A 22,829-nucleotide genomic window follows, 5' to 3' on the forward strand; every position below is an offset into this window, starting at 1 on the left:
CAGGAGCGAAGGCATTGCCCTGCCGAAGACGACAGTCGCCATCGCAGTGCCTGCAGCCCGGAACGATCGGGAAGCGGCACCTAGACGTCTTACGTACCGCTGCAGATCGACAGGCAATAAAAAACGCCGGTCGCTTGCGCGACCGGCGTTCTTGGCAACCTTACGGTTGCAGACGGATTAGACCGCCTGCACCTGGTCAGCCTGCATGCCCTTCTGGCCCTGCACGGCGACGAAGGAGACCTTCTGGCCTTCCTGCAGCGACTTGAAGCCGGTGCCCTGGATGGCACGGAAGTGCACGAACAGGTCCGGGCCGCTTTCCGGGGTGATGAAGCCGAAGCCCTTGGCATCATTGAACCACTTCACGACACCGTTCTGACGATCTGACATTTTACTAACTCCTGAACTTTTGGATGGATAAATCGCAGCAACCGAGAAACCGGCGCTGAGACTGAGTTGCAGGCGTTGGTAAAGCGGAACGATGGAGCGGGATCGAATGAGATCTAGCTACACCAGGCCACGATTCACGGTGACCCTTGCAAACACAGTGGGTGCACAGTACTCGTGTTTTATGTAAAAAGCGACACCTTCGGACAAAAGTTTTGCTGTCGGGCGCGTTCCGACCGCCTGTCAGGCCATTCCCCTGCCCGTCACATGAATGAATACGCTCTCCCGGCGTGCTCAGTCGTCCGCCGCGGCAGCGATTTCCGCACTTCATGATCGGCTCGGCAGCCTGGCCGCACCGACCCAGCCCGCCGCCCCCGCACGACGTATTAGGTATGTGTGTGGCAGATGGTGGCAGGCACCGCCTCCACGCCACATGCTGCGTTCCCGCCGCGACCGGTCGGCGTATCATGGTCGCCCTTTGCACCTGGTTTCCTGATGGCTCTCACCGCCACCGTCCGCAGGGCGGAACTGCAGATCAGCGACATGGATCGCGGCTATTACGCCAATCATTCGCTGACCCTGGCCCAGCACCCTTCCGAAACCGATGAACGGCTGATGGTGCGGCTGCTGGCGTTCGCCCTGTTCGCCGACGACCGGCTGGAATTCGGCCGCGGCCTCAGCAACGACGACGAGCCGGACCTGTGGCGGCGCGACTACACCGGCGACCCGGACCTGTGGATCGACCTCGGCCAGCCGGACGACAGCCGCGTGCGCAAGGCCTGCAACCGCTCGCGCGAGGTGGTGGTCATCGGCTACGGCGGCCAGGCCACCGAAACCTGGTGGAAGAAGCACGCCAATGCCATGGGCAGGCACCGCAACCTGCGCGTGATCGAGCTCGAATCGCAGGCCACCGAGGCGCTGGGCGCGTTGATCCAGCGCGGCATGCGCTTTGACGTGATCATCCAGGACGGCGAAGTGCAGATGCTGGCCGACCACGGCAGCGTCACCCTGACCCCGATGGTGCGGCAAGCCCCGACCGAATGAACATGCGGTGCGACGTGCTGGTCATCGGCGCCGGAGCCGCCGGCCTGATGAGCGCCTTCACCGCTGGCCGCCGTGGCCGCCGGGTGCTGGTGATCGACCATGCCAACAAGGTCGGCAAGAAGATCCTGATGTCCGGCGGCGGGCGCTGCAACTTCACCAATACCGGCACCACGCCGGGCAACTTCCTCTCCGCCAACCGGCACTTCTGCAAATCGGCCCTGGCGCGCTACAGCCCCGGCGATTTCGTGGAGCTGGTCGAACGCCACGGCATTGCGTACCACGAGAAGGAGCTGGGCCAGCTGTTCTGCGACATTTCGTCCAAGCAGATCGTGCGCCTGCTGCTGGACGAGTGCGAGGCGGCCGGGGTGCAAGTCCGCACCCAGTGCCAGGTGCAATTGGTGCAGCGCGACAGCGACGGCTTCAGCGTGCAGACCAGCGCCGGCCGCGTGCAGGCGCAATCGCTGATCGTCGCCACCGGCGGGCTGTCGATTCCCAGCATGGGCGCCAGCGGCTTGGGCTATGCGCTGGCCCAGCAGTTCGGCCACACGCTGCTGCCGACGCGCGCCGGGCTGGTGCCGCTCACCCTGAGCGGCAAGCACCAGGAACGCCTGCAGGACCTGTCCGGGCTGGCCTTGCCGGTGGAAGCGCACTGCAACGGCGTCAGTTTCCGCAATTCCATGCTGCTGACCCATCGCGGCGTCAGCGGTCCGGCGATCCTGCAGATCTCTTCTTATTGGCAACCGGGCGAGGACCTGCGCCTGGACCTGCTGCCCGGCCACGATGCGGCGGCGTGGCTGCGCGAGCAGAAGCAGCAACGTGGCGCCACCGAACTGCGCAACGTACTGGGCGATGTGCTGCCGCGGCGCTTCGCGCAGCGGCTTTGCGAGGTGTGGCTGCCGGACAAGCCGGTGCGGCAGCTGGACCCGCCGCAGCTGCAGAGCGCGGCCGATCTCCTCGGCGCGTTCCCGCTGGTCGCCAGCGGAACCGAGGGCTACCGCACCGCTGAAGTCACCCTGGGCGGCGTCGATACCCACCAGGTCTCCAGTGCCACGATGGAGTCGCGGCTGACCGCTGGCCTGTACTTCGTCGGCGAGGTGCTGGACGTCACCGGCTGGCTGGGCGGATACAACTTTCAGTGGGCGTGGGCATCCGGACATGCCGCCGGAAGCGTGGCGTAGGCGCCACGGCGCGGCGGCATTGCGCATCGGCGACCGAGCACGACATCGGCGCGCTCGGGATGTAAGACAGACACTGTCATCGTCCGCGCATCGAACGCCGATCACCTTGCTCGGCGAGGTCATTGCCAGCCCAATTGTTGCGCCACGTCTCACACTGGATGCGGCATGATCCACACACATGGACGTGCCTGACCCCTTCGTGTATTAAAGCCCGTCTCTAGGGAGCCGCGCATGCAAAAAGGCAAAGATCTCACCCTCCGCCTGATGATCGTCGACGACAGCGTGGAGAGTGCCGAGACCATCGTCACCGCACTGCGCAACGGCGGCATCGCGGTGCGTCCTTCGCGTCCGCAGAACCAGGAGGAGCTGGCCAGCATGCTCTCGGGCCAGATCGATCTGGCCATCCAGGGCCAGGCCCAGCAGGTGCCGATGAGCGCCCTGCAGGCGCAGATCGCGGGCAGCGGCAAGGACATTCCGGTCATCCTGCTGGCCGAGCGGATCGAAGAGAACGCCATTGTCGAGGCGGCTTCCCATGGCGTGCGTGCCATCGCCCTGCGTCATCGTCCCGAGCATCTGCTCGCGCTGGTGCGCTCGGAGTGGGCCGACCTGCAGGCACGCCGTGGCCTGCGCCGCATCGAAGCACAGATGCGCGAGACCGAGCGCCGCTGCGATGCCTTGATCGCTTCTTCGCGCGACCCCATCGCCTACGTGCACGAAGGCATGCATATCCGCGCCAACGAGGCGTATCTGGAAATGTTCGGCTTCGAGTCGTTCGACGATGTCGAAGGCATCTCGCTGCTGGACATGATTGCCGCGCAATACGTCGACGATTTCAAGCAACTGCTGAAGGCCATGTCCAAGGGCAAACCGCCGCCGGCGCAGTACAAGGTCGACGCGCGCCGGCTGGAGGGCGACACCTTTCCGGCAACGATGGAGTTCGCCACTGCCACCTACGAAGGCGAACCCTGCATCCAGGTGGTGTTCCGCCGCCGCGAGGAGTTCGACCCGGAACTGGCACGCGAGGTCGAGGACCTGCGCCAGCGCGACCAGGTCACCGGACTGCTCAACCGCCCCACCTTCATGGTGGCGCTGGAACAGGCGGTGGCACAGGCCGGTCGCAGCGAGGGCCAGTCCGGTTTCCTGCTGATCGAGCCGGATCACTACACGCGCATCCTCCCCGAGATTGGACTGGATTCGGCTGATGCCCTGATCTCCGCGATGGCCGCACACGTGGCCGGCGTGGTGGACGAGAGCGTGGTGGCGGCGCGCTTTGGCGAGCACAGCTTCGCGCTGCTGATGGACGGCAACTACGCGCGCACCCATGCCACGGCAGAAACCGTGCGCGATGCGTTTGCGCAGCATGTCTTCAGCGTTGGCGCACGCTCGGCTACGGTGACGGTGAGCATCGGCGGAGTGCAGATCGGCGAAAAGATCGCCAGCATCGGCCAGGTGCTCAATCGCGGCACCGAGGCGGTGCGCACCACCGCCGAGCTGGGCGGCAACGCGGTCAGCATCTACGACCCGGCCGCCTCGGACCGCGCCGAGGAAGAACGCATCGCACGCTGGGTCGAACACCTGCGCGAAGCGCTGGCCGGCGACGGCTTCCTGCTGCACTACCAGCCGGTGCTCAACCTGCAGGGCGAGCCGCTGGAGCTGTACCAGGCCTTCCTGCGGCTGGAGCGCAACGGCGAGATGATGTCGCCCAACGCCTTCATGGCGATCGCCGAAGAACACGACCTGATCACCGAGATCGACCGTTGGGTGGTGGCGCGCGCGATCCGCCAGCTCGGCGAGCGGCAGCGTGCGGGCCACAAGACGCACCTGTTGGTGCGCATCGGACCCAACTCGTTCTCCGATCCGCAGATGATCGACACCATCCGCGAGCAGTTGGCGGTATACGGCGTACCTGGCGAACGGCTATGGCTGCAGACCCCGGAATCGAAGGTGTTCACCCATCTGCGCAATGCGCAGCAATTCCTGGCGGCGGTATCGGCAATGGGCTGCAAGGTCGGGCTGGAACAATTCGGTTCGGGCCTGGACTCGTTCCAGCTGCTGGCGCACTTCCAGCCGGCCTTCCTCAAGCTGGATCGCGGCATCACCGGCGAGGTCGCCTCGGCGCGCGAAAGCCAGGAGAAGATCCGCGAGATCACTTCGCGCGCGCAGCCGGCCGGCATTCTGACCGTGGCCGAGTTCGTCGCCGATGCGCAGTCGATGAGCAGCTTCTTCAGTGCCGGGGTGGACTATGTGCAGGGCGACTTCGTGGCGCCCACCGGGCCGCTGATGAACTACGAATTCGGCTGAGGCAACCGAAAGCCGGTCACGCAGGAAAACAAAAAACCCGCAAGGCGCGGGTTTTTTGGTTCCTTCAAGCCGATACGCTGTCGATGGGCTTGCGACTAGACGATGCAGCGGGCGACGGTGGCATCGAGCGTGGGTGGCGCGTTCATGTGGCCGTTGCACCGATGATCGATACTGACTCCGGCGGCGCCTTCCGCATCACACCGAGCCGCGATGTCGAGAGCCGTTTACAGTGCCGTGCCATTGGCCGCACGCAGCGCCGCAATGCGCTCGGTCAACGGCGGGTGGCTCAGGAACAGGCGACGCAACCCGTCGCCGACCGCGCCGGAGATACCGAAGGCCTGCACCTGCGAGGGCAAGGTGCTCTGCCCGTGATTGAGCGACAGGCGTTCCAGGGCCGCGATCATCTTGCTGCGGCCGGCCAGCTGTGCGCCACCGACATCGGCACGGAACTCGCGGCGACGCGAGAACCACATGGCGATCATGGTGGCGAACACACCCAACACCATCTCCAGCGCGAACACGATGATGTAGTACGCAAACCCTCGGCCGCCTTCGCGGTCGCCCGACACGACGCTGTCGATGATGCCGCCGACCACGCGCGCCAGTACGATCACGAAGGTGTTCAGCACGCCCTGCAGCAGGGCCATGGTCACCATGTCGCCATTGGCCACGTGGGCGATCTCGTGGCCGAGCACGGCCTCGGCCTCGTCCTGGTTCATGTTCTGCAGCAGGCCGGTCGAGACGGCGACCAGCGCGTTGTTGCGATTGGCGCCGGTGGCGAAGGCATTGATCTCCGGCGCGTTGTAGATTGCCACTTCCGGCATGCCGATGCCGGCTGCCTGGGCCTGGCGCTGCACCGTCTCGACCAGCCAGCGCTCGGTCGGCGTGCGCGGCTCGGTGATCACCTGGGCGCCAGTGCTGCGCTTGGCCATGAACTTGGACAACAGCAGCGAGATGAAGGAACCACCGAAGCCGAAAATGGCTCCCATCACCAGCAAGCCGCTCATCTGCGCAGGATTGACGCCCAGGACCGACATCACGACGCTGGCGAGCATCAACACCGCCAGGTTGGTCAGCAGGAACAGGAAGATGCGGTTGAACATGACGCGCGGGCTCCACTCGAAGGGGGTGAACTGCTGCGGATCTGCGGACAGCCCCGCTTGAAATCAAGCGCGCACCTGACCGACGATTCAGCTGTCCATGCCCTCACCTTCCTACCGCGGCCGCTTCGCGCCCTCCCCGACCGGCCCGCTGCACTTCGGCTCGCTACTGGCCGCCTTCGGCAGCTGGCTGCTCGCCCGCCATGCCGGCGGGCAGTGGTGCGTGCGCATCGAAGACATCGATCCGCCACGCGCCGAAGCCGGTGCGTCCGAGCGTCAATTGCGCACCCTGGCTGCCTTCGGCCTGGTGTCGGACCTGCCGGTGATCCGACAATCCGATCGCGACGTGCATTACACCACCGCACTCACCACCCTGATGGAGGCCGGGCTGGCGTTCGAATGCAGCTGCAGCCGCGCCGATCTGGCCGGCATGGGCGGCATCCACCACGCCTGTGTCGCCCCACTGGGCGCACGCCGCGCGGTGCGGTTGCGGGTGCCGCCGCAGTCGCCGGTGGGCTTCGACGACGCGCTGCAGGGGCGCATCGTGCAGGACGTCTACGCGGAGGTGGGCGATGTGGTGCTGCGGCGTGCCGATGGCTACTGGGCCTACCAGCTCGCGGTGGTCGTGGACGATGCGGCGCAGGCCGTGACCGACGTGGTACGCGGCGCCGACCTGCTCGATTCCACCCCGCGCCAGCTAGTGCTGCAGCGCGCCCTGGGCCTGCCGCAACCACGCTATCTGCACCTGCCGCTGATCCTGGATGCCGAGGGCCGCAAGCTGTCCAAGTCGCACGCCGCCCCCGCGCTGGACGATGCAGACCCGCTGCCCGCACTACGCAGCGCCTGGCAGGCACTTGGGCAGCAGCCTGCTGCACTGCCGCGGTATGGCGGCGTGGACACGCTGCAGCAGCAGGCCGTGCAGCATTTTTCGCCGGATCTGATGCCGGCCACGCCCACGCTCGACCTGTCCATGCGCGCATCGCCCCCGCCGCGTGACTAGAATTGCGCCCCAGCACCGGCATCCGGGCGCGGCGCCTGCGCCACCGCCCTGACCGCCTCCAGCCTCACCTGCTCATTGGAGTCGTCATGACATCTCGCGTCGCATTGGTCACCGGCGGCACCGGCGGTATCGGCACCGCCATCTGCAAGCGCCTGGCCGATCAGGGCCATCGGGTCGCCAGCAATTTCCGCAACGAGGAAAAGGCGCGCGACTGGCAACAGCGCATGCAGGCGCAGGGCTACGACATCGCCCTGTTCCGTGGCGATGTCGCCTCGTCCGAGCATGCGCGCGCATTGGTCGAGGAGGTCGAAGCGGCACTCGGCCCGATCGAGGTGCTGGTCAACAATGCCGGGATCACCCGCGACACCACCTTCCACCGCATGACCGCCGAACAGTGGCATGACGTGATCAACACCAATCTCAACTCGGTGTTCAACGTCACCCGCCCGGTGATCGAGGGCATGCGCAGGCGCGGTTGGGGCCGGGTGATCCAGATCAGCTCCATCAACGGGCTCAAGGGCCAGTACGGCCAGGCCAATTACGCCGCGGCCAAGGCCGGCATGCACGGCTTCACCATCTCGCTGGCGCGCGAGAACGCCGCCTTCGGAGTCACCGTCAACACGGTCTCGCCCGGTTACGTGGCCACCGACATGGTGATGGCGGTGCCGGAGGAAGTGCGCGCCAAGATCGTGGCCGACATTCCCACCGGCCGGCTGGGCCGGCCGGAAGAGATCGCCTATGCGGTGGCGTTCCTGGTGGCGGAAGAGGCTGCCTGGATCACTGGCTCCAATCTGGACATCAACGGCGGCCACCACATGGGCTGGTAACGTTTGCTGCAACTTTGCGGTGCAGCATGGATTTGACCCAAAAACCATGCTGCGCACCATTTTTAATGTGTCCGCTTAAGCAAATAAGGCAGTTTGGCTGTTGCAACCGCTGCTGCGCTGCGCCATCCTGCGCGCACTATCAGTGTGAGTGAACGTTCCATGGCCGGACTTCGCATCATCAAGAAGTATCCCAATCGCCGTCTCTACGACACCGAGATTTCCAGTTACATCACCATTGAAGACGTCCGCCAGCTGATCATCGATGGCGAAGAGTTCGAGGTCCGCGACGCCAAGAGCGGCGAAGACCTCAGCCGCGCGGTGCTGCTGCAGATCATCGCCGACCAGGAACAGGACGGCGAGCCCATGCTCTCCACCCAGCTGCTGAGCCAGATCATCCGCTTTTACGGGGATTCGCTGCAGGGCTTCATGGGCAACTACCTGGAGCGCAGCATGCAGGTGTTCCTGGACCAGCAGCAGCAGTTCCGCCAACAGATGGGCAATCTGCTCGGGCAGACCCCATGGGCGATGATGAACCAGCTGACCGAGCGCAACCTGGAGCTGTGGCAGGAATTCCAGCGCAACTTCGGCGCCGGCTTCGGTCGTCCGGGCGGCCCCGGCACCCCGCCGAGCCCGCCTGGGGCTGGCAGCATGGGCAGTGGCCCGATGGGCACCGGCACGCACAGTGCCTCGGGCAACCACACCGGCAAGGCCCGCAATCGCGGATGATCGACCTTGGCGCGTGGAGCCGGGCGGCTCTACGCGCAAGCGTCAGCGACTGGCCTGCGCAGCGCAGGCCGAGCAGATTCGTTCCACGTGGTAGCCGCGCGCACGCAAGCGCTCCACCACGCCATCGTTGCCCAGCAGATGCAACGCACCGACCACCACCAGGGTGGTTCCGCTGCCCTTGCCCAACTGCTTTTCCAACCGTGGCACCCAACGCGCATTGCGCTCGACGTTGATGTCCTGGTACAGCGCCGGATACTGCCGGCGCATGTCCTCGGCCATCTGCGTGGTCAGCGTGTGCACGTCGCCGTTACGCCAGGCCGCGTGCAGCTGGCGCAGCTGGTCGGTGGTATCTGCTTCATCCAATGCTTCTTCCAGCAACTGATGCTGCTCGGTGGGGGTCATGCCGTCGAGCAGGGTGAGTTGTTCCTCGGCGCGTTCCAGCCCGTCGGCCGGCTTGCCGCGGGACTGCGCCTGCTGCATCAGGTAATGGTCCAGGCCCGCGTTCGGGTCCATGCCCTGGCGTGCCATCTCGGCCAGGCTGATCGACAACGCCACGAACCACGGCTTGAGCGACTGCAACGCCTCGAGCGACATGCCGTGCTTGCGCGCATAGGCACCGAGTGCCTGCCAGGTCCTGGCATCCAGCGCCTCCTGCAGGGTGCGCCCGTCGGTGCGCCGTGCCACCTGCAGCATGCGCCCGGCCAGCTCCGGCGATTGCGCATCGGCCGGCGGCAGTTCGAACAGCAGGCGGTCGGCCTTGGCGAAGGCCTGCATCACGTCCGGCGACAGCGGGTAGTCGCTGGGCTTGAGCACATGGAACGAGCCCAGCACGTAGAGCGTGCCACCCTTGCCGTCGACCTTCCACAGCAATGGCACCGGCGGGCCGGCAGGCGCATCGGCAGCAGCGCGTGCCCGGCTCGAGGCAACCACCCCGCTCCATAGCGCCAGCACCAGCAGTGCCCCGCCCCACCAGCCGGCGAAACGCACCCGTCCACGCCTCGTCATCGACACTCCTGTCACCGCGCATCCCTCGTCATGTCAGTGCGGCACCTTGTAGGTCTTCTCGCCCGCCGTGACCGCCAGGTCGATGCGGTTCTCCGGTGGCGGCAATGGGCAGGTGGCAAAGGGCGTGAACGCGCACGGCGGGTTGTAGGCACGATTGAAATCCACCACCACGTGTCCGGAGGCATCGGGCACCTCCAGGTCCAGGAAGCGGCCGGCCGGATAGCTGCCGTGCCCGCTGGTGCGATCGGCGAACACCACGAAACCCGGGCGACCCGGCTCGCCGATCGTTTCCAGGCGATAGGTCTTGCCATCGCGTTCGAATTCGATCGCGCCGGCATTGGCCTGCGCGGTGGTGATGCCGACGATGTCCACGATCGGCAAGGTCTTGCCGACATCGTTGGGCACGTAACGCGCACTGATGCGCCAGGACGGATCCACCGGCCAGTCATCCAATCCGGTGAATGCGGTACGCGACGGTGCATCGGCGTGCTTGACCCGCAGCGCGTAACGGTCGCCGCGATGGATCAGGCTGAGCACGCCCTTGCCGTCGTCGAAACGGATCAGGGTGGGCTGCGGATCGCGATCGGACTGGAAGCGGATCCTGCCGGTCAGCGGCTTGCCATCGACGGTGAGCGCCGCGCCGCGCTCGGGCACGAACCACACCGTCGTGCCTTCGGTGGACACCATGCCCATCTTGGGCGGCCCGACTGCGAGCCTGATGCCGCTGTCGGCACTACGGCCGATGTAATGCGCCTTCAGCGTGAGCCAGTGCAGGCCGACCAGGCTGGTCCAGCCATCGGGCGCGCGCAGTTCTTCCAGGCGGCTTTCGCGCCAGGCGGCGGTATCTGCCAGGAAGGCCTTGTCCAGCACCACCGGCGCAGCCGCCGGCGGCGCATTGCGGCCGCAACCCAGCAGCGCCAGTGTCGTTGCCGCCAGCAGCACCAGCAACCTGCCCTTCTCCCCCTGCACCGCCATTACCGCCCCCTGAGAAACCAACGATCGATTTCGCCCAGCGTAAACCGAGCCCAGGTGGGTCGGCCATGGTTGCATTGACCGGAGCGTTCGGTGACTTCCATGTCGCGCAGCAAGGCGTTCATTTCCGGCACGGTGAGGCGACGATTGGCGCGCACCGCGCCGTGGCAGGCCATGGTCGACAGTAACTCGTCGCGGGCACTGGCGATGCGGCGGCTCTGGCCATGCTCGCGCAGATCGCCCAGCACGTCGCGCAGCAAGGCTTCCGGCTCGGCATTGGCCAGCAGCGCGGGAATGCTGCGCACATGCAGCGATTGCGGGCCGGCACGGGTGATGTCGAAGCCCAGGCTGGACAGGGTGTCGGCTTCGCGCTCGGCGGTATCGGCCTCGCGCTCGCCCACTGCCAGCGTCATCGGCACCAGCAGCGGCTGCGCATGCAGGCCGATGCTGTCGTGGGCGTTCTTCAGGCGTTCGTAGCCGATGCGTTCGTGCGCGGCGTGCATGTCCACCACGATCAGGCCTTCGGCGTTCTCGGCCAGGATGTAGATGCCGTGCAACTGCGCCACGGCATAGCCGAGTGGCGGCACGCCACTGTCTGCGGTGGTCGGAGGCAGGCCAGTGCCGGAGACCACCGGCAGATCGCTCGACGATTGCGCCGCGTTGTCGGGCGGTGCATACAGCGCGCTGTAGGCCGCGCGGGCCTCGTCCACGCGCAGGCCGAGCGGCGTCTGCGACGGACGCCAGTTGGCATAGCCCCCCGGTCCACCGCCACCGCCCGCGGCAGGACCATGACTGGCGGCGCCGCCACCGAAGTTACCGGGCGCACCCGGCGCAACCAGGGCGTCACCGGCCGCATCGCTGCCGATGCTGCCGGGCATGGCACCGGCGCGCGTGTGCGCCAGCGCATCCTGCAAGGTGCGGTAGACGAAATCGTGGATCAGCCGCGCCTCGCGGAACCGCACTTCGTGCTTGGCCGGATGCACATTGACGTCCACCCGCGCCGGATCCAGTTCCAGGAACAAGACGTAGGCCGGTTGGCGACCATGGAACAGCACATCGCCGTAGGCCATCTTGACCGCATGCGCCACACTGCGGTCGCGTACCGAGCGGCCGTTGACGTAGAGATATTGTTGATCGGTGCTGGCACGCGAGTAATGCGGTTGCGCCACCCAGCCGTGCAGGCGCAGGCCGGCGCCGCTGTGATCCACCCGCAGGGCCTGACGTGCGAAGTCCTCGCCCAGCGTTTCGCCCAGCCGCGCATCCGAATACAGATCGCCCGGCTTGTACCGGCGCGATGGCTTGCCGTTGTGCGAGACACGCAATTCCACGTCCGGCCGCGCCAGCGCCAACGAACGCAGCCACTCTTCGATATGCCCCAGCTCGGTGCGCTCGGCGCGCAGGAACTTGCGCCGCGCCGGCACGTTGAAGAACAGCTCGCGCACTTCCACCGTGGTGCCGGGCGCGTGCGCATGCGGGGTCACCTCGCCCAGGCGCCCGCCTTCGATCTGCAGCGCCGAGCCGTGCTCGGCATCGCGGCGGCGCGAGATCAGGGAAAAGCGGCTGACCGAGGCGATCGACGGCAGCGCTTCGCCGCGAAACCCCAGCGTAGCCACGGTTTCCAGATCGTCCAGCGAGGCGATCTTGCTGGTGGCATGGCGCGACACCGCCAGCGGCAACTCTTCCGGCGTGATGCCGCCGCCATTGTCGCGGATACGGATCAGGCGCACGCCGCCTTCCTCCAGATCGATGTCCACGCGGGTGGCGCCGGCATCGAGCGCGTTCTCGACCAGTTCCTTGACCACCGAGGCAGGCCGCTCGACGACCTCGCCGGCAGCGATCTGGTTGATCAGGATCTCGGGCAGCTGACGGATCGCCATCAGCGCGCACTCCGGCGCAGGACGCGCGGCATGCGGAACATCGGGGGTGACACGGACAAGACAGACCTCGGCACGGCAACCCGGCGGCGCACAGGCGCCGGCATCTCGGGAATCAAGGCCGAATGATAGCCGAGCGTGTCAGCGGCTGCCGCCGGCCACGGTGCCCGCGGCGGCCTCGGCCTCGGCCTGCGCGCGTGCCGCAAACAAGGTACCCGGCGGCGGTTGGCGGGTGAAGAAGGTATCGATGCCATCCAGCACGGCGGCGGCGATCTTGCGCTGGTAAGCCGGATCGATCAGGCGACGCTCTTCGTCCGGATTGGAGATGAAGGCCGTTTCCACCAGCATCGCCGGCATGTCCGAAGTGCGCAGCACCGCGAAGTTGGCGCGCTCCAGCTGCGGCTTGTGGTTGTTGCCGATGCGCTTGAGGCCACCCAGCACATGCCCGGCTGCGTCTTCGGACGCCTTCATGTGGCCGCTTTGCGCAAGATCCAGCAACACGTTGGCCAGGGTGCTTTCGGTCTGCTGCAGGCGCACGCCGCCGACCAGATCGGCGGCATTTTCCTTGTCGGCCAGCCAGCGCGCGCGCTGCGAGGACGCGCCCTTGGTCGAGAGCACATACACCGACGAGCCGGTGGCGCTGCGGTTTTCCGCCGCGTCGGCATGGATCGAGATGAAGATGTCGGCCTTGGCAGCGCGCGCTTTTTGCGCGCGCATCGGCAAGGGAATGAAGACATCGGTATCGCGCGTCAGATAGGCCTTCATGCCGGGCGTAGCGTTGATCTGGCGCGCCAGTTCACGGCCCACGGCCAGGGTGACGTCCTTCTCGCGCTTGCCGGTGGGGCCCATCGCGCCCGGATCCTGGCCGCCATGGCCGGGATCGATGGCGACGATCAACGGCCGCATGCCGGGCGCCATCTTGACCCGCGACGCTTCGCTGGGCAGCACCGGACGCGGCGGCGCATCGCCGTCCGCACCGGCAACGGCCGCGCCTGGCGTGGACATGCCTGCCGCCGCGACGCCGGTCGGCGCGCTTGCGCCATTGAGAATGGCGGCGGCCGTCGCGCCGCCCGTCTGACCGGCGCTGCCCGCGGCGCGCACGGGGGCGCCGGTAGCGGCAGCGGCGGTGCCCGGACGCGGCGTCGGCACGCCGGTGGCAACCGTGGTAGGGACCGCGGCTGGTGTCACGGTCGGCATGGCCGATGCAGGAACAGCAACAGCAACCGGAGTAGCAGCAGGCTGCGGAACAGGTGTCGGTGCTGGCGGCGGCGCAGCGGAGACCGCGCGTTGTGCCGAGGCAGCCAGTGCTGCGGTGGCACGCGCGGCTTCGGCCTGTGCAGTGAGCGGACGTGGCGGCGGCAGCGCGCTCGCAACCCCGGTCGCTGCCACCGCAGGTGCGGTTGCCGGCATCGGATCGCCTGGCCACTCGACCACCAGCGTCGACGCGCTGCCCAGGGTCTGCATCTGCGGTTTCAACGCGGTGACCGGGCTGGCGAGTTCGAACACCACCCGAAACGTGCCCGGCACGGGCTGACCCGTGCGCACCGAGGTCACCAGGCCGGCAGCGGCCGGCAGCTTGAGGCCACGTGCCGCCGCCGAATCCGGGAAATCCACCACCAAGCGGTGCGGATTGGCCAGCGACAAGGTCTTGAAGCCACCGCTACCGGCGAGCTGGATCTCGGCCCGTGTGCCAGTGGCGCCGGTGGTCACGCCGATGTTCTTGATTTCGCCGGCCCAGGCAGCAAAAACCGCCAGGCTGAGGCTGGCGGTCAGGGCGGAAACACAGAATTGGCGGATCCCCGGTGTCATGGCGCTGGATTCAATCATCCACGCATGTGAATTGCAAGGTGATTTCCCTTAATAATCCGTAACCTGGCGTTTATTCTTCCTGTTCGCCGGCAAAAAGGGACTGCAACTCGCCATGATCAGCCAGCGCCTTCAGCCAGTCGCGCCCGGTCGCGCTGCGACCGAGCAGGCGCACACGACGCCCGTCGCCGTCTACCGCCAGTTCCACATCCAGATCCACCGGCGGCAGCGCACCCGCACCGCGCTCGGGCCATTCGATCAACCACAGGCTGGCGCTGCCTTCGTCCAGGCCGAGGAAATCCAATTCGCCCGCGTTGCCGATGCGGTACAGATCCAGGTGCCAGGCCTCGTCGCCGCTAGCCAGGGGATAGCGCTCGATCAGCGTGTAGGTGGGGCTGCGGATGGGGCCGGTGACGCCGAGCGCGCGCAGCAAGGCGCGCGCCAGGGTGGATTTGCCGGCGCCCAGGTCGCCATGCAGTTGCACCACCGCAGCGGTGGGACGCACCGCCGCCAGCGCGCGGCCCAGGGCTTCGGTGGCGTCGGCGTCGATCAGCTGGGCGTCGATCTGGGTCATGGACGGGTTCCGGAGTTGGCAAGACGGCGCAGCGGCGGCAGCAGGTCGGTCGGCAACAGCCCGCGCTCGCCCTCGCAGGCGGCCACATCGCCGGCACAGCCGTGCAGCAGGGCGCCCAGGCTGGCGGCATCGAAGGGCGACCAGCCCTGCCCCAGCAAGGCGGCGATCACACCGGTCAGCAGGTCGCCCATGCCACCGACCGCCATGCCGGGATTGCCGGCGTCGATGATGCGCGGCACTGCGTGCGGCGCAGCGACCACGCTGCCGGCGCCCTTGAGCACCACCACCGCGTCGTAGCGCTGCGCCAGCGCAGCGGCGGCGGCCAGGCGGTCGCGCTGGATGTCCACGGTCGACACCCCGAGCAGGCGCCCGGCCTCGCCAGGATGCGGGGTGAGCACGCGCGGGCCACGCGCAGGCAGCGGATGGCCGGCCAGCAGGTTCAGCGCATCGGCATCGATGACCAGCGGCGTGTCGGTCGCCAGCGCGGCCCGCCACAACGCCTGCGCCCAGGCGTCCTGGCCCAGCCCTGGCCCGAGCGCGATCACATCGGCGGCCTCGGCGAGAGCGGCGATTTCGTCGCCGGCCTGCACTGCGCGCGCCATCGCCTCGGGGCAGCGCGCCAGCAACGGCGCAACATGCTCGGCCCGCGTGGCCACCTGCACCAGCCCGGCACCGCTACGTAGTGCCGCCTCGGCGGTCAACAGGATGGCGCCACCACTGCCGAGATTGCCGCCAACGCACAGCACCCGCCCGGATTCGCCCTTGTGGGTGTTGCGCCGGCGTGGGCGCAACTGCGCGGCCAGCGCGCCGCTCTCCCAGCCGTGCGCGGCGGGCGCCAGCCCATCGAGTGCGGAGGGCGGCACATCCAGCGGTGCGATGCCACGCTCGCCGGAGTACTCCAGCGCATCGCCGGTATGCAGGCCGACGTGCGGCACGATGAACTGCAGGGTGGCCTCCGCACGCACGGCGGGCCCGAAGGCCACGCCGTGATCGGCATCGATGCCGCTGGGCACATCCAGCGCCAGCACCGGGCAACCGGCCGCATTGATGGCCTCGATCAGCGCGGCGGTCGGCGCATCCGGCGCCCGGTTCAGGCCGATACCGAACAGCGCATCGACGATGACATCGGCCTGCGCCAGCGGATACGGAAACAGTTCGATGGCGCCGCCCACCGCCAGATAGTCGGTGCAGGCGCGCTGTGCCAGGACCGAGCCAGGTCCGTGCCCGGGCAGATGCACCACCCGCACCTGGCGCCCGGTCCGCTGCGCCAGCCGCGCCAGCACATAGCCATCGCCACCGTTGTTGCCGTTGCCGCATACCACCACGATGTGGCGCGCCTGTGGCCAGCGCTCCAGCAGCCACTGCCAGGCGGCCTGGCCGGCGCGTTGCATCAGCGTATAGCCATCGCCACCGAGCAGCGTGGTGGCCCGCGCATCGAGCGTGCGCGCAGCAGCGATATCGTAAAGAGCGAGCGGTGCGTACATGCCGGGAATTCTATACTTGTCGCCATGTCCGCCGTCCTCGCCCGCCCCGACCCCACCGATGCTGCCGCGCGCATCCGCGTGCTTGCGCGCGAAGCGGGCTTCCAACGCTGCGGCATCGCCGGTATCGAACTGGGCGAAGACGAAGCGCATCTGCGCAGCTGGCTGGCAGAAGGCCTGTACGGCACGATGCACTGGATGGCCCAGCACGGCGACAAGCGCTCGCGCCCGCAGGAGCTGGTGCCAGGCACCTTGCGGGTGTTGTCGGTGGGCATGGATTACGGCCGCAAGGACGACACCGACGCCTGGAACACCTTGCACGACGGCACCCGTGCCTACGTGGCGCGCTACGCCCTGGGGCGCGACTACCACAAGCTGATGCGCAACCGGCTGCAGAAGCTGGCCGAACGCATCCAGGGCGAGATCGGCACCTTCGGCTACCGCGTCTTCGTCGATTCGGCGCCGGTGCTGGAGCGCGCGCTGGCGCGCAACGCCGGGCTGGGCTGGATCGGCAAACACACCTGCCTGATCGATCGCAACGGCGGCTCGTGGTTTTTCCTGGGCGAGATCTACCTGGACCTGCCGCTGCCGATCGACACCCCGGCCACCGCGCACTGCGGTACCTGCACGCGCTGCATCGACATCTGCCCGACCCAGGCCATCATCGCCCCCTACCGGCTGGATGCGCGCCGCTGCATCGCCTATCTCACCATCGAACACGATGGCGCCATTCCCGAAGACATGCGCAAGCCGATCGGCAACCGCATCTTCGGTTGCGACGACTGCCAGTTGATCTGCCCCTGGAACAAGTTCGCCAAGCGCACCGACGAGGCCGACTTCCGCGCCCGCAATGAGCTGGACGTGGCCACCCTGCCGCAGCTGTTCGCCTGGGACGAGGCCGAGTTCCTGCAGCGCACCGAAGGCAGCCCGATCCGCCGCAGCGGACACGAACGCTGGCTGCGCAACATCGCGGTGGGCCTGGGCAATGCGCCGGGCACGCCGGAGGTACTGGCATCGCTGCAAGCGCGCCGGCACGATGAGTCCGCACTGGTGCGCGAGCACGTGGGCTGGGCGCTGGCGCAGCACGGCCTGTGAGCCGCCTGCATCCGGTCAACCGCGCCGTGCTCAACAGCCGGTTGCGCCCACGTCCTAGCGCGCACCAAGCCATCGTTGCAGCCAGGGAGTCATGGCGTCACCTCGGCCGATCGCCCAGGATCTGCGCCGCTGCGGGATAATACGGCGATGGCCGAACGCACCCAACAGATCCTCACCCCCAGCCAGCTCAACACGCTGGCACGCGACCTGCTCGAGGGCAGCTTCCCGCTGGTGTGGGTGGAAGCCGAACTGAGCAGCGTCACCCGCCCCTCGTCGGGACATCTGTACTTCACGCTCAAGGATGCGCGCGCGCAGATCCGCTGCGCGATGTTCAAACCCAAGAGCACCTGGCTGAAGTTCCAGCCACGCGAGGGCCTGCGCGTGCTCGCGCGCGGACGGCTCACCCTGTACGAGGCGCGTGGCGACTACCAGCTGGTGCTGGACCACATGGAAGAAGCCGGCGAAGGCGCGCTACGCCGTGCCTTCGACGCGCTGCGTGCGCGGCTGGCTGCCGAAGGCCTGTTCGACGCCGAGCGCAAGCGGCCCTTGCCTGCGCATGTGCGGCGGCTGGCGGTGATCACCTCGCCCAGCGGTGCGGCGGTGCGCGACGTGCTCAGCGTGCTGGCGCGGCGCTTTCCGTTGCTGGAAGTGGACCTGCTGCCGTCCCTGGTACAGGGCGAGAGCGCCGCGGCGCAGATCACCGCGCTGCTGCAGCGCGCCGATGCCTCGGCGCGCTACGACGTCATCCTGATCACCCGCGGCGGCGGCTCGCTGGAAGACCTGTGGGCCTTCAACGACGAAGCGCTGGCGCGTGCGATCGCTGCCGCACAGACGCCGGTCGTGTCGGCGGTGGGGCACGAAACCGACTTCAGCCTCAGCGACTTCGTCGCCGACGTGCGAGCACCCACGCCTTCGGTGGCGGCCGAACTGCTGGTGCCCGACCAGCGCGAACTACTGGCGCGGGTCCGTCGCGCACGCACCCGCCTTGCCCAGCTGCAGCAGCACGCCCTGGGCAACGCGATGCAGCGCGCCGACCGGCTGGCCTTGCGCTTGCGCGCGCAGAGCCCGCAGGCGCGCCTGCACCTGCTGCAACGCCGCCAGGAGGACGCCGCACGCCGCCTGCACGGGCGCATGACCCAGTTGCTGGAACGCCTGCAGGCCCGCCTGCAGCGCGGGCAGACGCGGTTGCAGGCGCACACCCCGCAGCGCAATCTGGCCAGCCTGCAGCAGCGCTTGCGCGCCGCGCATCCGCAAGCCGCCATGCAACGGCGTCTGCAGCATGAGCACTTGAGGTTGCGCAGCGTGGTGCGCTCGCTGGAAGCGGTGAGCCCGCTGGCTACTGTGGCACGCGGCTATGCCATCGTGACGCGCCCGGCAGATGGACAGGTGATCCGCAGCGCCGCCGAGGTGGCACCGGGCGAGCGCCTGCGTGCGCAGCTGGCAGACGGCAGCATCGCTGTGCGGGTGGAGCCCGGCGACGACTGAGCGACTGACAGACGAGCAGGCGTCAGGCTGGATATGGACGGCGTGCTCAGAACCAGAGCTGACGCGTGGCACCTGCCGATTGCAGCGGCGGCCACGCCCGCCTGACGGCCGCCTGGTCGTTTGTCAGTTACCCGTCGTGGCGTGCAGACGCAGGATCTGCCGCATCTGCGATGGGCCGCATCTCCGCCGCGCTCCCGCCGCGTCCGAACAGCGGCGGCTCCCGGACAGTTGCGCGAACGCCAGGCAGGCGCAGACGCTGCACCGAATTTTCCTGGACCGTTCGTGCGTTCCGATTCCGGCGGCGGCGGCGTCGCCACCGAAGACTGCCCGCCACGTTTTTCCAGCCACGCTCATGGCGTGCCTACAGCGCGTCGCTTCCGACTCAGCCCCGCGCCGGCAACTGCGCGGCATGCTGCCAGCCCTGCATCAGCAGGTTGCTCAGTACCACCGGGTCGTGATCGAAGTGATGACCACCCGGCCGCGCCAGCACATCCACGCCGCGTGCGCGCAATTCGGGGCACAGGGTGTCCTTTTCTTCGGTGCCGTAGATGCATTGCACGCGCTGCGTGTCCAACGCCTGCAGTGCGGGCTCCACATCGCGCTCGGCATCCTTGTGCCAGCCCAGCCAGCCACCGACGCGCACCTTGAAATCGGCCTGATGGCCAAGGCCGAGCAGGCTGACGAATTGCACCGAGGCGCGCTGCTGCGGCGACAGCTCCGGGTAGGCGAATGGCAGCACGTCGGCCCCGAACGAATAGCCGACCAGCGCCACGTGCTGGATATGCCAGCGCTGCCGGTAGGCGGCGATGACCCGGTCCAGATCCGCGCCGATCTGCTGTGGCGTGCGGCTGGCCCAGAAGTAGCGCAGGCTGTTCCAGCCCACCACCGACACGCCCCGCTGCTGCAACTGCGCGGCAATGCCCTTGTCCAGTTCGCGCCAGCCACCATCGCCGGACAGCATCACCACCAGGCGGTCGCTGCCGGGTGCGTGCAGTTCCACCAGCGGCAGATCGCCCAGGCCTTGTGCCTGCGCGGTCTGGAAATGGCCGCGCGTAGCGGTGGCGATCTGCATCGGGCTGGCGTCGTCCACCAGGTCGTCCAGGAACCCCTGATTGGCATCGGGCACGTCGCGCGCGCATGCCAGCCCTGCGTCCGTCGTGCCGGCATCGGCCACCACGCCGCCGCCGAGCACATCGGGCGGCGCCGATGCCAGCGCCTGCCGCGCCAGCACCGCACCATCGCCCTGCCCCACCAGCACCGGCGGCAGGAAGGCATCCACATGCTCGGCGCGCAGGAGTTTCTTGCCCAGCCGTTCGGCATCGTCGGCCAGCGAGCTGCAGGCCGCGTGATGCGAGCGCACCCGCTCGCGATAGCTGGCGGTATCGACCACCGCGACCAGCGCGCCGTCGTTGCTCAGCATGTCGGCCAGTTGTTGCGCCTGCTCCGGGTGGCCGCTGTTGGGTAGCAATATCACCATCGCCTTGGGCGTGCCCTCGGGGCGGATCACCTCCACCGAACGGTAATGGCCGGCGGTGTTGCCGTCCTGCAGGTGCCGCGCCACCGCGTAGCCGCTGCCGCCGATCAGCAAGATCGCCATGACCCAACGAAACAGTTTGATCCCCATGCCCATCGCGGCAGTCCTTCAGAAGCGCTGGCGCTTGGACCACGCTCCGTGCGGGCCGGTTCCAGGATTCTCCGCCTCGTGTTCACTGCGGTTAAGCCAGCGGGCGCGGCGGCGATGGCCAGGCTGTGCATGCCGCGGGTGGATCGGTGCACCAGCGTGCCGTTTACCCGCCTTGGACATCGCAGCGCCGCGTCACCGGGCCGTCGTCGATCGTCGTCGATCGTCGGCTTGCGGGTGCACAGCGATGCAACCGCAGATGCCGCAGGTGATCGTGGAATCAACCTGCGCAGGCGTCGCGCCCGCCCCGCATCCAGCCGGATGCGAAGCTGCCGTCTGCGTCTGTGCGCGCCAGGGGCACGGGTCGACACGCGCCAGCGGTTCGATGGCCGGATGGGAAGCCGCGGGAGCTGGCCTGATGCCCCCTCGCGCATCCGCCGGGCACGCGACATCCTGAGGACGGCCTGCAGCAGCGCTGAGGCAGCTAGATCCCGCGCGCCACCCGGAAGCCGATGCGTGCGCTGGTGGTGTCCGAGTCCTGCGACTGCCGCCAGGCCGCGCGCGTCTGCTGCGGCGAGTTGGCCCAGCTGCCACCGCGGATCATGCGCTGCCGGCAGCCCGGGTTGAACCACGCCGCGCCATCGCCCGGTGCACGGCGATAGCTGGCGTGCCAGCAGTCGGCCACCCATTCGCTCAGGTTGCCGCCCATATCGTGCAGGCCCCAGGCGTTGGCGCGGAAGCTGCCTACCGGTGCCGGGCCCCAGAAGCCGTCGCCATATCCGACAAAGCCGTTGTTCCAGTGCCGGCCGCTGCGCGAGACATCGTTGCCGCCGGTAAAGTTGCCGGCATCGCGCGGCGGCGAGCCGGCGTTGCCCCAGGGATAGCGTCCGGTGGTACCGGCGCGCACCGTGTATTCGAATTCGGCTTCGCTGGGCACGTGGTAATGGCGGCCGGTCTGTTCCGACAACCAGGCCGCATACGCTTCGGCATCGCGGATGCTGACGTGCATGACCGGACTGTTGGGTGCGGCCTGGGCGCCGTTGTAGTCGGACTGCCAGTCCACGCCGCTGCGGCGGATGAAGTTGCCGCTGCGCTCGTCGTACACCACCGAATGCCCGCGCCGGGTGGCGCGCGGGCGGGCGCGGGTGGCTTCGACGAACTGGCGGAACTCGCCCACCGTCACCTCGGTGATCGACAGTGCGAAGCCGCGCGCGAAGCGCACGTAATGCGCCGGCCGCTCGTTGTCGGATGCGCCTGGTTCGGCGTCGCCCGCGCCCATCTGGAAGGCGCCATGCGGCACCACGATCATCTGCGGGCCACGCCCGCCGAGCTTGAGCCCGTCGGTGAACACCTGCCCGGGGCGGAAGCTGCCGTAATGGGTGGCCAGTTCCAGGCGACGGCGCAGGTCGCCGGCCATCGGGTCGCCGGGGTCGGCGATACGCAGCACCTCGGCCAGGGTTTCGCCGGCGGCCTTGAGCCCGCGCGGAGAGGTCAGGTCGTGCAGACCGGCATCGTGCAGGGCGGCGATCTGCGCGCGGCGCAGGCGTTCGATCCGTGCGCGCGCATCGGCGATGGTGGGCGCGCGCTCGCGTACCTGCGCGGCCATCTGCAGCCAGTAGCGGGCGCCGACGAAGTCGCTGGACTCGGCGGCGCGCTCGGCGCGCTCCAGCAGCCCGCTCTCCACCGCCGCCAGCCCCTGGCGGGTACGCGGATTGTCCGGGTCCAGCTGCGCGGCATCGCGGAAGTTCGCCAGCGCGCCGTTGCCGTCTTCGCCCAGCCGACCCGCGCGCAGGTCGTCCTCGCCGGCGCGATTGAAGGCGAGCACGCGCTGAGCGGTTTCCACCTCGCGCTGCAAGGCGCGCACCTTCGGGTCCTGCGGCGCCAGCGCCATGCCGACGCTGGCCAGTTCGCGCGCCTGGTCCAGTGCGTCGTGCTGGTGGTCGCTTTGTGCGATCAATGCGTGGCCGCGCTCGATCAGCCGCGCGCGTGCCCGTTCCAGACCGCGCCGGCTGGCCGCATCCTTGCCGCCGGCGCGCTGCTGGATCGCCAGGTACAACGGAATCGCATCGTCTGCGTCGCGATACAGGCGGTCGTCCTGCAGCGCCTGCTCGGCGCGCTTGCGTGCCTGCGGCAACGGCTCATCGCCCAGGTCCACCGCCGGCGGCTGCCACTGTGCGACGGTCTCGGCCGATTCCTCGCCGCCGATCGACACATTCGGCGTGGCCGGCTGCGCGGTCGCCGCCGGGGCGCGCACAGGCGCCGGTGTCGGTGCGGGAGCACGCGAACAGCCGCACATGCTGAGCGCGACCCATGCCCACGCTGCGATCCGCTTGCCACACTTGCCCACCACCTGCTC

Annotated in this window: 18 protein-coding genes; 8 read left to right on the top strand and 10 right to left on the bottom strand. The window is 68.2% G+C overall.

The window, feature by feature from the left end; all coding sequences use genetic code 11:
* Window positions 1–177: 177 nt before the first annotated feature.
* Window positions 178–387, bottom strand: a complete 210-nt coding sequence (locus XcodCFBP4690_RS07100; RefSeq protein ID WP_011037431.1) for a cold-shock protein — start codon at window positions 385–387, stop codon at window positions 178–180.
* Window positions 388–879: 492 nt separating this feature from the next.
* Between XcodCFBP4690_RS07100 and XcodCFBP4690_RS07105 the strand changes: the two genes are divergently transcribed.
* The 3 genes from XcodCFBP4690_RS07105 to XcodCFBP4690_RS07115 all read left to right on the top strand — a co-directional run bounded on the left by XcodCFBP4690_RS07105 (window position 880) and on the right by XcodCFBP4690_RS07115 (window position 4,907).
* Window positions 880–1,428: a YaeQ family protein gene (locus XcodCFBP4690_RS07105; protein ID WP_104540286.1), complete on the top strand. Its 549-nt coding sequence runs from the start codon at window positions 880–882 to the stop codon at window positions 1,426–1,428.
* The gene (locus XcodCFBP4690_RS07110; protein ID WP_104540287.1) at window positions 1,425–2,606 is read left to right on the top strand and encodes a BaiN/RdsA family NAD(P)/FAD-dependent oxidoreductase; all 1,182 of its coding nucleotides are present in this window, start codon (window positions 1,425–1,427) and stop codon (window positions 2,604–2,606) included. The genes XcodCFBP4690_RS07105 and XcodCFBP4690_RS07110 overlap by 4 nt, the downstream gene beginning before the upstream one ends.
* Before the next feature lie 231 nt (window positions 2,607–2,837).
* The gene (locus tag XcodCFBP4690_RS07115) at window positions 2,838–4,907 is read left to right on the top strand and encodes an EAL domain-containing response regulator (RefSeq protein WP_104540288.1); all 2,070 of its coding nucleotides are present in this window, start codon (window positions 2,838–2,840) and stop codon (window positions 4,905–4,907) included.
* A gap of 224 nt (window positions 4,908–5,131) precedes the next feature.
* Here XcodCFBP4690_RS07115 and htpX read toward each other — a convergent pair whose 3' ends face one another.
* Window positions 5,132–6,010 (bottom strand): protease HtpX, encoded by an 879-nt coding sequence (gene htpX, locus XcodCFBP4690_RS07120; protein ID WP_104540289.1) that lies wholly within the window; start codon window positions 6,008–6,010, stop codon window positions 5,132–5,134.
* A 97-nt stretch (window positions 6,011–6,107) separates the two neighbouring features.
* Between htpX and gluQRS the strand changes: the two genes are divergently transcribed.
* The 3 genes from gluQRS to phaR all read left to right on the top strand — a co-directional run bounded on the left by gluQRS (window position 6,108) and on the right by phaR (window position 8,560).
* A complete protein-coding gene (gene gluQRS, locus XcodCFBP4690_RS07125) occupies window positions 6,108–7,007 on the top strand; it encodes a tRNA glutamyl-Q(34) synthetase GluQRS (protein WP_104540290.1) in 900 nt (299 codons plus the stop codon).
* An 86-nt stretch (window positions 7,008–7,093) separates the two neighbouring features.
* Window positions 7,094–7,834 carry a beta-ketoacyl-ACP reductase gene (phbB, locus tag XcodCFBP4690_RS07130; RefSeq protein WP_104540291.1) on the top strand — a complete coding sequence of 247 codons (741 nt, stop codon included), beginning with the start codon at window positions 7,094–7,096 and terminating at the stop codon, window positions 7,832–7,834.
* Window positions 7,835–7,993: 159 nt separating this feature from the next.
* Window positions 7,994–8,560 (top strand): polyhydroxyalkanoate synthesis repressor PhaR, encoded by a 567-nt coding sequence (gene phaR, locus XcodCFBP4690_RS07135; RefSeq protein WP_104540292.1) that lies wholly within the window; start codon window positions 7,994–7,996, stop codon window positions 8,558–8,560.
* Between the two features lie 42 nt (window positions 8,561–8,602).
* Here the strand turns inward: phaR and XcodCFBP4690_RS07140 are convergent, their stop codons facing one another.
* The 6 genes from XcodCFBP4690_RS07140 to XcodCFBP4690_RS07165 all read right to left on the bottom strand — a co-directional run bounded on the left by XcodCFBP4690_RS07140 (window position 8,603) and on the right by XcodCFBP4690_RS07165 (window position 16,275).
* Window positions 8,603–9,565 (bottom strand): TraB/GumN family protein, encoded by a 963-nt coding sequence (locus XcodCFBP4690_RS07140; RefSeq protein ID WP_104540293.1) that lies wholly within the window; start codon window positions 9,563–9,565, stop codon window positions 8,603–8,605.
* 33 nt (window positions 9,566–9,598) lie between these two features.
* Window positions 9,599–10,540 (bottom strand): DUF1684 domain-containing protein, encoded by a 942-nt coding sequence (locus XcodCFBP4690_RS07145; RefSeq protein ID WP_104540294.1) that lies wholly within the window; start codon window positions 10,538–10,540, stop codon window positions 9,599–9,601.
* Window positions 10,540–12,414, bottom strand: coding sequence for a DNA mismatch repair endonuclease MutL (mutL, locus tag XcodCFBP4690_RS07150; protein WP_104540295.1), 1,875 nt, complete (start codon window positions 12,412–12,414; stop codon window positions 10,540–10,542). Before mutL ends, XcodCFBP4690_RS07145 begins: the two co-directional genes overlap by 1 nt.
* 138 nt (window positions 12,415–12,552) lie before the next feature.
* Window positions 12,553–14,220, bottom strand: a complete 1,668-nt coding sequence (locus XcodCFBP4690_RS07155) for an N-acetylmuramoyl-L-alanine amidase (RefSeq protein ID WP_208622707.1) — start codon at window positions 14,218–14,220, stop codon at window positions 12,553–12,555.
* A 70-nt stretch (window positions 14,221–14,290) separates the two neighbouring features.
* Window positions 14,291–14,791, bottom strand: coding sequence for a tRNA (adenosine(37)-N6)-threonylcarbamoyltransferase complex ATPase subunit type 1 TsaE (gene tsaE, locus XcodCFBP4690_RS07160; RefSeq protein WP_104540297.1), 501 nt, complete (start codon window positions 14,789–14,791; stop codon window positions 14,291–14,293).
* Window positions 14,788–16,275, bottom strand: a complete 1,488-nt coding sequence (locus tag XcodCFBP4690_RS07165) for an NAD(P)H-hydrate dehydratase (RefSeq protein ID WP_104540298.1) — start codon at window positions 16,273–16,275, stop codon at window positions 14,788–14,790. The genes tsaE and XcodCFBP4690_RS07165 overlap by 4 nt, the downstream gene beginning before the upstream one ends.
* Before the next feature lie 24 nt (window positions 16,276–16,299).
* Between XcodCFBP4690_RS07165 and queG the strand changes: the two genes are divergently transcribed.
* Both queG and xseA read left to right on the top strand, forming a co-directional pair.
* Entirely contained in the window at window positions 16,300–17,367 is a 1,068-nt protein-coding gene (gene queG / locus XcodCFBP4690_RS07170; RefSeq protein WP_104540299.1) for a tRNA epoxyqueuosine(34) reductase QueG, read from the top strand.
* 147 nt (window positions 17,368–17,514) lie between these two features.
* Window positions 17,515–18,852, top strand: a complete 1,338-nt coding sequence (gene xseA, locus XcodCFBP4690_RS07175) for an exodeoxyribonuclease VII large subunit (protein WP_104540300.1) — start codon at window positions 17,515–17,517, stop codon at window positions 18,850–18,852.
* Window positions 18,853–19,234: 382 nt separating this feature from the next.
* Here xseA and XcodCFBP4690_RS07180 read toward each other — a convergent pair whose 3' ends face one another.
* Both XcodCFBP4690_RS07180 and XcodCFBP4690_RS07185 read right to left on the bottom strand, forming a co-directional pair.
* Window positions 19,235–20,482 carry an AcvB/VirJ family lysyl-phosphatidylglycerol hydrolase gene (locus XcodCFBP4690_RS07180; protein ID WP_104540301.1) on the bottom strand — a complete coding sequence of 416 codons (1,248 nt, stop codon included), beginning with the start codon at window positions 20,480–20,482 and terminating at the stop codon, window positions 19,235–19,237.
* Window positions 20,483–20,957: 475 nt separating this feature from the next.
* Entirely contained in the window at window positions 20,958–22,769 is a 1,812-nt protein-coding gene (locus XcodCFBP4690_RS07185) for a formylglycine-generating enzyme family protein (RefSeq protein ID WP_146091858.1), read from the bottom strand.
* Window positions 22,770–22,829 lie beyond the last annotated feature (60 nt).

The sequence above is a fragment of the Xanthomonas codiaei genome (assembly GCF_002939785.1).
Classification (GTDB): Bacteria; Pseudomonadota; Gammaproteobacteria; order Xanthomonadales; family Xanthomonadaceae; genus Xanthomonas; species Xanthomonas codiaei.